The organism is Flavobacterium panacis, from assembly GCF_024649945.1.
Taxonomy (GTDB): domain Bacteria; phylum Bacteroidota; class Bacteroidia; order Flavobacteriales; family Flavobacteriaceae; genus Flavobacterium; species Flavobacterium panacis.
The window spans coordinates 772,718-786,362 of the sequence record NZ_JANKMS010000001.1 but is presented as its reverse complement, the minus strand read 5'-3'; the positions used below and the strand labels follow the sequence as shown (position 1 = coordinate 786,362).

Annotated in this window: 10 protein-coding genes; 7 read left to right on the top strand and 3 right to left on the bottom strand. The window is 33.5% G+C overall.

Going from position 1 to position 13,645, the window contains the following annotated elements; translation table 11 throughout:
• Positions 1–7: 7 nt before the first annotated feature.
• Positions 8–955, top strand: a complete 948-nt coding sequence (locus NQQ59_RS03315) for a DUF4465 domain-containing protein (RefSeq protein WP_144213595.1) — start codon at positions 8–10, stop codon at positions 953–955.
• Positions 956–1,035: 80 nt separating this feature from the next.
• A complete protein-coding gene (locus NQQ59_RS03310; protein ID WP_144213593.1) occupies positions 1,036–1,674 on the top strand; it encodes an NAD(P)H-binding protein in 639 nt (212 codons plus the stop codon).
• 79 nt (positions 1,675–1,753) lie between these two features.
• Here NQQ59_RS03310 and NQQ59_RS03305 read toward each other — a convergent pair whose 3' ends face one another.
• A complete protein-coding gene (locus NQQ59_RS03305; protein ID WP_144213591.1) occupies positions 1,754–4,036 on the bottom strand; it encodes a cation:proton antiporter in 2,283 nt (760 codons plus the stop codon).
• Between the two features lie 294 nt (positions 4,037–4,330).
• Here NQQ59_RS03305 and NQQ59_RS03300 point away from each other — a divergent pair, with 294 nt between their 5' ends.
• From NQQ59_RS03300 to NQQ59_RS03280, 5 genes are all read left to right on the top strand, one after another.
• Positions 4,331–6,316 (top strand): GAF domain-containing hybrid sensor histidine kinase/response regulator, encoded by a 1,986-nt coding sequence (locus NQQ59_RS03300; protein WP_144213589.1) that lies wholly within the window; start codon positions 4,331–4,333, stop codon positions 6,314–6,316.
• 76 nt (positions 6,317–6,392) lie between these two features.
• The gene (locus NQQ59_RS03295; RefSeq protein ID WP_144213587.1) at positions 6,393–6,758 is read left to right on the top strand and encodes a response regulator transcription factor; all 366 of its coding nucleotides are present in this window, start codon (positions 6,393–6,395) and stop codon (positions 6,756–6,758) included.
• Positions 6,758–7,972 (top strand): YaiO family outer membrane beta-barrel protein, encoded by a 1,215-nt coding sequence (locus tag NQQ59_RS03290; RefSeq protein WP_144213585.1) that lies wholly within the window; start codon positions 6,758–6,760, stop codon positions 7,970–7,972. Before NQQ59_RS03295 ends, NQQ59_RS03290 begins: the two co-directional genes overlap by 1 nt.
• 1 nt (position 7,973) lies before the next feature.
• Complete coding sequence (locus tag NQQ59_RS03285) at positions 7,974–8,795, top strand: hypothetical protein (protein ID WP_144213583.1); 822 nt, start codon at positions 7,974–7,976, stop codon at positions 8,793–8,795.
• A 12-nt stretch (positions 8,796–8,807) separates the two neighbouring features.
• Complete coding sequence (locus NQQ59_RS03280) at positions 8,808–10,238, top strand: glycosyltransferase family 2 protein (RefSeq protein ID WP_144213581.1); 1,431 nt, start codon at positions 8,808–8,810, stop codon at positions 10,236–10,238.
• A gap of 89 nt (positions 10,239–10,327) precedes the next feature.
• Here NQQ59_RS03280 and NQQ59_RS03275 read toward each other — a convergent pair whose 3' ends face one another.
• Together NQQ59_RS03275 and NQQ59_RS03270 are read right to left on the bottom strand one after the other, a co-directional pair.
• A complete protein-coding gene (locus NQQ59_RS03275) occupies positions 10,328–12,739 on the bottom strand; it encodes an ABC transporter permease (protein WP_144213579.1) in 2,412 nt (803 codons plus the stop codon).
• A gap of 4 nt (positions 12,740–12,743) precedes the next feature.
• The gene (locus NQQ59_RS03270; protein ID WP_144213577.1) at positions 12,744–13,454 is read right to left on the bottom strand and encodes an ABC transporter ATP-binding protein; all 711 of its coding nucleotides are present in this window, start codon (positions 13,452–13,454) and stop codon (positions 12,744–12,746) included.
• Positions 13,455–13,645 lie beyond the last annotated feature (191 nt).

Here is a 13,645-nt window from a genome sequence, read left to right as displayed (position 1 = left end):
TTATAATATGAAAAAAGCAGTTTATTTTTTGACCTTAGGTCTAATGTTAGGATTTTCATCCTGTAATAGTGAAGATGATGTTTTAAGCAATGAAAGTGCTGTCTCAGTACTAAATACTTCAGCAAAAACAGCTAGAACTGCCGTTGCAGATCCTGCAATCGGAACAACGACAACACTTAACTTAACGAGTGCTTTGTTAAGCAGTGGTATTACCACAACAGGAGGGAAGTATTGGGAAAACACCTATGTTTCGAACACCAATTTAAATGTAGATATTTTTACATTTTCGCACACAGGAACTTCTGCAGGTTACAACTATTGGGACGGATTTATTGTTTCAAATGTAAATGATATTACCAATTACGGTTCTGGCAACGGAGCAGGAGGATCAGACGGATGGGTGGCTCATCAGTGGGGAACAATGGCAGGAAGCGGTTTTGGAACTTCAACTACTACTGTGCCGGGAACACCTGGAACAGCGGGAGATCCTTATATTGTGGCGTATTGGTCTAGTTATTTAGATCCTGTAGCGCCAGAAGGAACTACTTTCTCAGAATCAGGTTTTTCAAACTGGATTAAAATTGGAAATATTGGATCGTATAAAGTGGAAGGTTTAAAAATCAACATGCATCCATGGCCTTATTACGGTTGCCTTTACGGAGACGGATTTGCACAACCATTTGCTTCGGGAGATCATTTTGAATTGTTGATTTACGGTGTTGATGCTAGTGGAACAATTACAGCTCCAGTAACACAAACTTTGGCAGATTACACAGGATCGTCTTTAGTGATGCCAACAGGATGGGTAAGTGTTGCAGCAACTAAACTTCAGTCTTTAGGAAACGTTCAATATTTAGTTTTTCAAATGGCTTCAACAGATTCAGATCCTATTTACGGAATGAATACAGCAGCTTATTTCTGTTTGGATAAACTTTCAGTAAAAAGAATCAATTAAAATACTAAAACCCCTTTGCAAATTTTGTAAAGGGGTTTTTGCTTAAAGATGAGTATATTTACTTTTAAAACAATTTAATTATGAAAGCACTGATAATTGGCGCAACTGGAGCTACAGGAAAAGAGTTGGTTGATCAACTTTTAGAAGATAAAGACTATACTTCAGTTTCTGTTTTTGTGAGGCGCCCTTTTGGAAAATCTCATCCTAAATTGACCGAACATGTTATTGATTTTTCAGATGTAAATGCTTTTCAGGAATTAATTACGGGAGATGTTCTTTTTTCTTGTATCGGAACAACCTTAAAAGATGCGGGTTCAAAAGAAAAGCAATGGGAAATTGATTTTGATATTCCTGCCCAATTTTCAGCCATTGCTAAAACGAACAAAGTCAATTCTCTCGTTTTGGTTTCTTCTTACGGAGCTTCATCCAAAAGCAGTGTTTTTTATTCTAAAATGAAAGGCGAACTGGAGGAAAACATAGAAAAGCTAGATTTTCCTCAATATATTATTTTCAGACCTGGACCTTTAATTCGTCAAAATACAGATCGTGTTGGTGAAAAAATCTCTGTTGGAGTGATTAAAATTTTAAATGCAATTGGACTTTTTAAAAACTTGAAACCTATAACTACAGCGTTTTTAGCAGAAAAATTAGCAAAATCTCCAAAAGTAATTCCGCCAGGAACAACAACATTAGAATTGAAAAGTATTATTACATTGTGATTTTCTAAGGTTCAATTATAAATCAAAAAAGCGCCTCTTTAAACAAGAAGGCGCTTTTTCTTTATAAATCTAAAACAAACTATTTTTTATCTTCAGATATAATTAAAGTTGATGGAATATTGGCTAACCATGAACTTTTTGTATCCATAAGATGTTTCCAACCATCGATTGAAATAAGCATAAGATCCTGCTGATCCAGAAAATCTTTTTCAATGGATTGTTCTTTTCTTAATATAAGCTGATTTGGTGCTGCTTGTTCCATCAGTCTGATTTTTTCTTTGGTATCAAGATCTGCGGTAATTTTTCCTTCAACATCCAAAATAAAAATTCGTGCATCAATATTCTGAACAAATTTCTGAACATAACTTTGAATTAAATCCCAATCTTTTAAATTGTAAAGAGGAATAAAAATAGAAGCAATATCCGTTAGGTCTTTATCGATTAAAATACCAACAGGAATTTGTGATTTTGCAATAATTTGGCGTGTTCCATCATCAAAAGGAGCCGATTCTAAAATGTTTTCTCTACCAGTCACAGTGTTAAGTATTTTTTCAGGATTAATGATACGTGTTGTGAAACCTAAAACACGTCCTAACAAACTTCCTTCGTAAATAGATTGTCCAACACCAACTAGTAATAAGTCGTGTTTACTTTTGTTGGCAACATTTACAATTTCGTTATCAATATCGGCAGAAGCCTTAAACATTGTAGTGATGTTTCGGTTTAAAACTAAAGACTCCTCAATTACATCTTTAAATTTTTCTGTTTCATAAACATCTGTATTATAATGATGTAATTCTTCAGTAGGAAGAAAATGCATCGCTGTAATTTCAGAACTTTCGGCTCTTTTATTCGTAAGTCCGTCTGCAACTTTCAATAAAGCTTTCCCAGATTCCGGACGATCAAAAGACAATAAGATTCTGTATTTATTTTTTAAAGCAGTATCTTCTTCAGTTTCTTCTTTACTCGATTTAAATATCCAGTTTATAAAATCTAAAGTTGGCCCTGTCATAAAAGTAGTCGCAAGTGCCATAATTACAAACATAGAGAACAATTCTGGACTTAAAACTCCTAAATCGTATCCAATATTTAAGGCAACTAGTTCAGTTAAACCTCTAGTATTCATTAATGCTCCGATAGATAAACTGTCTTTCCAGTTTTGGCCCACAAATTTAGCAGCAAGTGTACTGCTGACAAATTTACCCACTACGGCTACAATAAAGATCAATCCGGCAATTTTCCATAAGTATGGTTCGTTTAATAAACCGATTTGTGTTCTTAAACCAGTAAATACGAAGAACAAGGGTAATAAAAGTACAAGTGCAACGTCTTCTACTTTTTCGATAAACAGATTTCTAAATCTGATATTTTCTGGCATAATCGCTCCAGCAATAAAAGCTCCAAATAAAGCGTGGATTCCGATAATTTCTGTTAAGTAAGAAGAAACGACAAGTGTTAAGAAAAAGATAGCAACAATAGGTTTGCTTAATTTTTCGCTTGTTGCGTACAAATCTCCAATTCTTTTCAAGAACGGACGAACTACTTTAATCATTAAGAAAACATATCCTAATGCTAAAAGAACAGTGTATAAAGCACTTCCAAAAGAACCTGCTTTTACAATCGCAATTACAACGGCCAAAATACACCAAGCCGTGATATCGTCGGCTGCAGCACATGTAATTACAATCGTTCCTAATCTTGTTTTATGAATACCGCGTTCCTGCACAATTCGGGCAAGTACCGGAAAAGCAGTGATACTCATAGCGATTCCGGCAAACAAGCCAAATGATGTAAACTGTACATCTGCAGGGGCAAACTCATCATATATAAAATACGCTAATCCCATTCCTAAAACAAACGGAATGATGATACTGGCATGACTAATTACAACGGCATCGTGGGCTTTGTTTCTTAAAATCTTCATATCGATTTCCATTCCCACGATATACATAAAAAGAATCAAACCAATTTGGCTTAAGAACTGAAGATTTCCAAGTGATTCTGTAGGAAATAATACAGCTGAAAACTCAGGAAGATACATTCCGATTAACGATGGTCCCATCACGATTCCGGCAATCATTTCTCCAATAACAGCAGGTTGTTTTATTTTAATACAGATCCATCCAAAAATACGGGCAACAAAAATGATGGTAACGATTTGTGCTAGTAAAAGTGCTAAAGGATGGTGCAGATTTTTGATAAGAGAGTCAAGAAATTCACTCCATTGTGTTTTATCTGAGGTAGGGATTTTTAGATTTCGGCCTGTTTCAAGTTTTACTCCCATTTGAATAATCCAATACATCAAAATGGAAAATCCTCCGATAACCCCAATGTAAAAAATACTGTTTCTTAAATTTTTCATTATATTTTTTTATTTTCTCCCTTTTGAAAAGAGTTTTTGAAGTAAGAAAAACTTCCTTTTCAAAGAGATTAGTTTATAAAATCGGGGCAATTTTAGGACAAAATTAAGAGGTACCCAATAGGCATAGTCCAATTTTGTAATGTCATGGAAAAAAATTGTAATGAAATAAAAATTAACAGTCCAAACTGTAATACTTCATTCGTTAAAGGCATAATTTTGCAATAAACTCATTGCAAAACAAGGCTTTTAGTCTAAATTGATTTACCTTTGTACGCTTTTCCTACTATAAAAAAAATGAGTAAAGATTACCCAATTCCAGACAACGAACTACAACGTTTAGCAGCTTTAAAACGTTATAATATACTTGATACACTTCCAGATGATGCTTTTGACGATGCTACAAAATTAGTATCTTATATCTGCGGTGTTCCCATTGCACATATTTCTTTTATAGATGAAACCAGACAATGGTTTAAATCTGAAATTGGAGTGGGAGTTCCAGAAGTACCACGTGAAATTTCATTTTGTAATTATACCATTTTAGACACTACAATTGTTGAGATAAACGATACACATTTAAACGAAAGACTTAAAGACGATCCGAATGTTACGGGCGGATTTAATGTTAGATTTTATGCTGGTGTACCGCTTACAACTCCCGACGGCTATAATATTGGAACATTGTGCGCTGTTGATCATGTTGTTAAAGAATTAAATGAGAATCAGAGAAATGCACTTTCAATTGTGGCGAAACACGTAATGGCGCAATTAGAAATTGGAACAAAAAATATTCAATTAGATGCTCAGAAAAAAATTGCAGAAAAAGCAGTTTTGGCAAGAGATACTTTCTTGGCCAATATGAGTCACGAAATTAGAACACCTTTAAATTCGATAATTGGTTTTACCGATCTTTTGGCACAAACAGAATTAGATGAGGTACAACGCGATTTTATAGAAAGTGTTCAGATTGCAGGAGAAAATCTGCTTTTGATTGTAAATGATATTTTGGATCTTTCTAAAATAGAATCAGGAAATTTAGCTATTGATTCTGAACCATTCAATTTAAAAAAGACCTTAAAGCACGTTTATAATTTATTAAAAGTAAAAGTCCAAAAAGATGTTGAGTTTAACCTCTTTTTAGATGCCGAAATGCCAGATAATGTGATTGGAGACCAAGGAAGGTTAAATCAGATTTTGGTTAATTTGGTTGGAAATTCCTTGAAATTTACAAATGAAGGCGAAGTGACTTTCTCAGTAAAAAAAATAGAAGAAACAGAAGATGACTATACCCTTAAATTTTCTGTAAAAGATACCGGTATAGGAATCAACAAAGACAAACTGACTACTATTTTTGAACGTTTTACCCAAGGCGAAGAAAGCACCACCCGAACTTACGGAGGTACTGGATTGGGACTTAATATTGTAAAACAGTTAGTAGAACTTCAAAATGGTGAAATTCACGTAAAAAGCACACCAAATCGTGGTTCTGAATTTTTCTTTATTCTAAAATATAGAAAGACGGATCAAACAGAAGCAGCTCCTAAACTTATGACTAAAAATAGTTTAGGTCAGCTTAAGATATTACTTTGTGAAGACAATGCATTAAATCAGAAATTAGCCAAAAGTGTGATTACTAATTTTGGTTTTGATCTGGATATTGCTCATAACGGTGAAGAAGGTATCGAACTTTTATCGCAAAACCATTATGACCTGATTCTAATGGATCTTCAAATGCCTGTAAAAGATGGTTATCAGACCACAGAATACATTCGTAACGAAATGGATTCAAAGATTCCAATTATTGCTATGACAGCACATTCGTTGGTGGGAGAGCAGGAGCGTTGTTATAAATCAGGGATGAATGCTTATGTGCCCAAACCATTTAAGCAAGCCATTCTTTTAAAAGCGATCAAAACAGTTATGGATCCTGATTTTGACGTTACACCAAAAAGGATTATAGATATGTCTTTTATTGATGAAATGTCTTGTGGGGATGATGATTTTAAAAAGGAAATGATCCATCTTTTTATTGATAAAATTCCAAGTCAGACTGCTGAGTTAGAAGAGGCATTTAAAATAGAAGATCACGATACAGTAAAAAAACTGGCGCATAATATGAAATCCAGTTTGGACATTTTTATGCTGGAAGACTTGAGTAATTGTGCCACAATTATTGAAGAAGAAGCTTCAACTGGAAAACTTACTGCTGAAACCTTAAATAAAGTAAATGAACTGCATTGCGGCGTTATCGAGGTAGTAAAAATTCTAAAAGAGCTATGATTAAAGAGAAATAAGTCCTAGCTTTACCAATATAATGTTATAATTAAAGTTTGCCCCAAGTTAAAATTTTAAAAAAATGAGAATTATTTTAGCCGAAGATAATGACATCCTACGCAAATCATTATCTTTTTTCTTAGAATCAAAAGGATTTAATGTTGACCAGTTTTCTGATGGAAAAGATGCCCTAGACGCAATCGAAACCAATAATTATGATTTAATCCTTACGGATATTAATATGCCAGGAAAAAGCGGAATGGAAATTACGCAGTATGTAAGACAAACCATAAATTCTGAAACTCCTATTATTATACTTACTTCTTCAGGTGTTGAACAAACAGAATTAGATTCTTTTGACATAGGCGCAAACGAATTTATTGCAAAACCAGTAAGCCCTGCGGTGCTTTTAGTGCGGATTAATAAATTACTAAAAACACATTTCTAATGAAGTATATCTATTATTCCATAATACTACTGTTTATTTCTTCTTTCGCTATTGGGCAGGAAATTAATCCAGAAGAAACTTTAGCAAATGTCAAACGTGAAGTTGAAAAAGGAAACTACGATAAAGCCTTATCACTCATAGAACCTTTGCGTGCGAAATATCCTCAGGATGAAGATATACAAACCTACACTGCTCGTATTTACAGCTGGAAAAAGGATTATAAAACTGCTATAAAGATTTTAACTCCAATGACCGACAGAGTTAATCCGAATCAAGAAGCTTTACAAGCTATTGTTAATGTTTATTTCTGGACAGAGCAATACGAAAAATGCGTTACCTATTGTGATAAATACCTTGTTTTAGATCCTAAATCTATTGATGTTTTAAAGATCAAAGCGACTTGTCTGGAAAAATTAAACCGAGATCAAGAAGCATTAGAATTGATAGAAAAATCAGCCTATATTGACAATAGTACTCAGGCTTTTAAAGGAATTCGAACGCTTATTGGTCACAAATCAAAAAATGCCGTTTCGGTTTCTTATTTAAATGTTTCGACATCAGAACCGGGACAAGCTCCATTTCATTATGGTTATGTCGAATATTCGCATAAATTCAATAAATCTGCCCTTGTAGGTCGTGCGAATGTAGGAAATGTTAGTAATGATACGCAAGCATTATTTGAAGCCGATTTTTATCAGACCTTTTCCAACAAAAGTTATTTGTATGCAAATGGAGGTGTTTCTACTGGCGAAACGATATTTCCTGTAGCTAAAGCAGGTTTAGAATACTATTTTAAGCCATATAAAAAGTTTGATTATTCACTTGGTGCACGTTTTATGCATTTTGAATCAGACGATATTACATTGCTTACAGGACAATTGGCTTACACAGCAGGAACTTATACAGTTGCTTACAGACCGTATTACGATACTTCAAACGAATTGTTTTCTCATGTTTTAAGCTTGCAGAAAGTAAATGAAGAGAAAGAAAGTCTTTTAAGATTTGAACTTCAATATGGAAACGTTCCGTATTTGTATCTGTACAATAATTTTACAACGCCATTAAAAGCATATCGAGCAGGAATTCAGTACCAGCATCGTTTGGGCGAATCATTTTTTGTACGTCCAATATTCCTTTACGAAAGAGAAGAATATATACCAGGAGAATATAGAAATAGATTCAACGTTCAACTGATTGTAACGAAACGTTTTTAGTATGGAAGAAATCTGGGAACTATATAAAAACGGTAATTGGGTAGTGCCATTTCTCACTTTTTCAATCTACTTTTTTGTCGCTGCGTCTTTCATTTTGTACTTATACATCGTAGCAAGCAGAAACAGAACGATAAAGAGAGAAAGACTTAGTATTGAATATAATACAGAGATTGAAAAGATTATGGCTTCGGTAATTTTCGAAGATCTTTCATTTGATGATGTTAAAAATAATAAAAACTTTTTGGTTCGTTTTGATACTTCCTTTTTTAGGGAAGTAATGATAGAATCGATTATCAATCTGCATAAAAATTATGAAGGTATTTATGCAAAGAAAATAGAGCAGTTTTACAAAGAATCTGGTTTAATAAAAGATTCCTTTAAAAAACTAAAAAGCATTAAATGGGAAGTTAAATGTAAAGGAATTACAGAACTTGCCGAGTTTAATATTGCCGATGCTTTTGATACGATAATAACCTATTCTAAAGGACGAAATAAGACTTTAAAGATTACAGCCATAAATGCTTGTATCAAACTTGCGGGAACCCAAAGTATAGTTTACCTGACGGAACATTCCGATCCTATTGATGACTGGACGCAGGTAAATATTATAAGCGCTTTTAAAAAACATGATGTTGGAGACACAGAAGGAATTGAACTTTTATTAGAATCACAAAATACAACTGTTATTGCACTCGGCTTAAAGCTTATAAAAGAACTCAAACTGACACAGAAAATTCCTTTTGTAGCTCAATTAGAAGCTAAAGCTCCAAACAATATAATAAAATACGAAGCGCAAAGCATTTTGCAGGCACTAACAGTTTAATTTTATAAGAAAATGACTTTTTTTACGACTGAATTAACATGGTTTTTGCATATCTACATACTCCTGATATTGGGGTATGCCATACTAATCATGTCTTCCTATTTATTATTGGCTTATCTTTCTACAAAAGAACTCAGAAGTTATCTTAAGAAAAATAGCTTTGTCGATTATGAAGTTTTGTTAACGAGCGAATTTGCTCCAAAACTTTCATTGATCGCACCTGCTTACAACGAAGGAATGACGATCGAAGAAAATGTAAAGTCACTATTGTCTCTTAATTACAATAATTATCAGGCCATTGTGGTGAACGATGGAAGTAAAGACAATTCGATGGAAATCCTAATCAAGACTTATGATTTAGTCTTGTCGGAACGCGAATTTAATCCACAGATTGAAACCAAAAAGATAAGAGGAGTTTACACTTCAAGAAATGCTGCGTACAAGAAATTAATTGTAGTTGACAAAGAAAATGGAGGTAAAGCAGATGCGCTAAACGTAGGACTTAATATTGCCGAAAATCCTTATGTAGTCTGCATTGATGTTGATTGTATTTTGGATAAAGATTCTCTTTTAAAATTGGCAAAACCGTTTTTAGAATCTCACGGAAAACGTATTATTGCCACTGGAGGAGTCGTTAGAATTGCCAATCAGTGTGTGATAAAAAACGGACGTTTGGTCGAAGTTAATATTCCGGATCGCATGTTGCCTAGAATTCAGGTTTTAGAATATTTGAGAGCTTTTCTTTTAGGAAGAATGGCATGGGGAAGACTAGATGGTTTATTGCTTATTAGTGGTGCTTTTGGTGCATTTGATAAAGAAATCGCCATCTTATCTGGTGGATACAATACTAAAACGGTGGGTGAAGATATGGAGCTTATCGTGAGAATGCGTCGCTATATGTTGGAAAATAAACTTCCTTATGCCGTAAGTTATATTCCAGACCCGCTTTGTTGGACAGAAGCTCCTGAAGATTTTTCTATTTTTAAAAAACAACGTAGCCGATGGATGAGAGGAACTATAGAAACATTAAGTTTTCATAAAAAAATGTTCCTGAACCCCAAATACAAGTTGTTAGGAATGTTGAGTGTGCCGTATTGGACTTTGTTCGAATTTTTGGCACCGGCAATTGAGTTTATTGGTCTTCTTATCACAGTAGTTTTCATCATATTTGGATTGCTTAATTGGCATTTCTTTATTTTGCTGTTACTGTTTGTGTATTCATTTGCGGTTTTCTTTTCTGTTATTGCTTTGTTCAGTGAAGAAAAAACCTATCATAAATATCCAAAACAAGCCGATTTCTTTAAACTTCTAATGGCAGCTTTTATAGAACCGTTGTATTTTCATCCACTAACGGTTTATTCGGCTCTAATTGGTTATAAAGAAAAAATTATGGGAACCAAAGGCTGGGGCGAAATGACTAGAAAAGGATTTACTAAGAAATAGTTTTTTTTAGTTATGAGTTATGAGTTGATTGACATAAAAGAATAAAAAAAGCTGTGTTTTGCACAGCTTTTTTCATTTATGGAAATTTCTTATTCGTATTTTAAATAGCGTAAAACATCTACTTTGGTTACCTGATAGGCTTTTGCCAAAACGATTGTAAGCGTCATAATTAGCAAGGACAGAAAAGCCATAATAAAAGGTAGTAACGGAATCTCGATTCGGAAGGCAAAATTCTCAAGCCATTTCTGTAATAAAATGTACGATGGAATAATACCAATAAAGAATCCGATGATGCAAAAGAGAATGTATTGTTTCGATAATTCTTTTAGTAAGGTATTGGTTTCTGCGCCAAGTGTTTTTCTAATCGCGATTTCACGAAGTCTTCTTTCCATCGAAAATGAAGCCAAAGCAAACAAACCAAAAACGGCAATTAAGATTACCACAACATTCAATAAAGCAAATAGGTTTCTTTGATCTTCATATTTCTTAAAAGTTCTTGCAAAGTTTTTATTCACGAAATCAAATTCAAAAGGATATTCCTGATCTACGTTTGCTTTCCAGAATTTATCAATGGCAGCAATAGTTTTCGACATATTCTCCGGAGCTATTTTTACAGAAATATTTCGCATATCATTAGACATCCAGTCAAAAGATTTAATATGAAAGAAAATCATAGGAGCAACATTATATTCCACTCCGATATAATGGAAATTTTGAACAATACCTATAACTTTAAATTTCTGACCCCCAAAAACAACCTCTTTATTTAAAGGATCTTTTTCCTGAAGTGTTTTCGCAGCAGTTTCATTCAACAATGCGCTCGATATACTATCAGTAGTAAATTTATCGCTTAAATATCTTCCTTTCAGTACTTTGATGCCTAACATTTCCAATTCGCCAAAATCAACACCCATTTGTTGGGTGACAAGTTCCTTGTTGGTTTTATAATGAAGTCCTTGCCAAGAATTTTCGTTACTTCCAATAGAAAATAATCCTGCCGAAACGGCTTCAACACCTTCTATTTTTGAAATTTCCTGCTTAATTGTTTTGTATCTTTCATATTGATTTTTTCCTTTTTGAGGTTTAAAAGAAATATCCATGACTTGCGCTCCATTAAAGCCTAAATCTTTGTCCATCATATAATTTACTTGTTTGTAAACAATAAAGGATCCGATGATAAAAAGAGTAGCAATCGAAAATTGTAAAACCAGCATTCCGTTACGAATCCAGACTCCATTTTTACTTCTTGAAAAATTTCCTTTTAAGACTTTTAAAACTTCAAAGTTTGCAATGTAAATTGCTGGGAAAACGCCAGAAACCAATATAACAAAGAAGAAAATCACAATCAGCTGTAGATAAAATTGCGCTCCGATAAGTTGAAGATTTTTGCCCAGAAATGAGTTGTAAAATGGAAGTGAAAGTTCTACAATTACCATTGCCAATAAAACAGAAAACAATGTGATAAGCGTGGTTTCAAAAACAAATTGCGCTACAATTTGAAATTTAGATGCGCCAATAATTTTACGAACTCCAACTTCTTTCGCCCGCTTAACAGCATTTGCAGTAGCCATATTGATGTAGTTGACAATCGATAATATTAAAATAAGAACCGATAAACCCATTATTATTTTTAAAAACTGCAGGTTGGCATTTCCTTCTGGGAAAGCATAATTTCCTTGATATAATCTTGCTTTTGTGAACGGAAGAAGTCTTGCTTTTATAGGTTCACCATATTGTTTGATGAATTGTTGAAGAGATAAACCTTCGCTTTTTGCTTGCTTTTTGTAGTTGTCTTCTAGAAAAATTTTATCTAAATTTTGAATAACTGCGGTCGTATCACTTTGTTTTTTTAGTTTAAGCATTAAGCCATAACTAAATCCCCAATTGTCCTTATTTCTATCCAAATCTTGTTGTACAATTTGGGTAATTACATTAGGCATTATCGATGATTTTTTAGGCATTTTGTAAACACCTCGTACAACAAAGATTTGATCAGCATATTTCACCTGTTTACCCATCGGATTTTCATTTTTGAAAATTTGAGCAGCAGTTTCTTCTGAAAGAGCCATGCTGTTTCGGTCGTGAAAAACGGTTTTAGAATTACCTTGCACAAATTCAAAAGGAAAAAAAGAAAAGAAACTGCTTTGGGCTGAAAAGATTTTATCAATCAATTCGGTTTTTCCATTATACTGAATAGTTTCTTTTGTATAATTTGACCTGAAATAACAATATTGATCTACATAGGAAGTAGTTGCTTTTAACATTCGGCCCGGAATAGGAGAGTTTGTTGTCCAGATATTGCCGCCTCCAAAATCGTTCATTACACTATAAATCTTATCTCTTTCAGGGTTCAATTGATCGTAAGAATGCTCTTCGTTCCAATATAGAATTGCAAAAATCAAACCTGCAATTCCAATACTTAAGCCTAGAATATTTAGTATCGTAAAGAATTTGTTATTCCTGATATGATATATGAATATGTTTGTCCAATTTTTAAGCATAGTCTTAGTTATTAGCATTTACCAAAACATCCACATTTCTATGATTTATTTTTTCGGACAGAATCATCCCGTCTTTCATCAAAATGGTTCTTTGCGAAAAAGAAGCGTCATAATCAGAGTGCGTAACCATCAAGATTGTCGAACCACTGGCATGCAGATCGGTTAGCAATTCCATAACTTCATTACCGTTTTTACTGTCTAGATTTCCTGTTGGTTCATCGGCCAAAATAATTTTCGGATTATTGATTAAAGCTCTCGCTACGGCTACACGCTGTTGTTGTCCACCTGAAAGTTGCTGCGGGAAATGTTTTAAACGATGCGCGATTCCTAATATTTTTGCCATTTCATTTACGCGGGATTTTCTTTCGGCAGAAGGAACATTGCTATAAATCAAAGGCAGTTCTATATTATCGAAAACCGATAATTCATCGATTAAATTGAAATTTTGGAAAATGAATCCGATATTTTCTTTTCTGGCTTGTGATTTTTGTTTTTCCTTTAAACCCACCATTTCCTGATTCAAAAGCTGATAGCTTCCGTCTGAAGCGCTGTCTAAAAGTCCGATGATGTTTAATAAAGTAGATTTTCCGCTTCCTGATGGTCCCATAATCGATACAAAATCACCTTGATTGATGGTTAATGAGATTTCGCTTAATGCTTTTGTTTCTAATTCCTCAGTTCTAAATACTTTTGAAAGTTTTTTAATAGTAATCATAATTGACGTTTTTGATTTTTGATTGATTTTCTTTTAAAATTTTTATGTCTTCGGAAGTGACAGAAACAAGGTTGAAAATTAAGATAAATTATTTCAAATTATCGTTATTTATTTTGTTATTTGTGCTTCCGAAAGGCGTTAATAATTAATGATTTACAAGTTCTAATGTGATTTTCATGCCAAGAAATTAA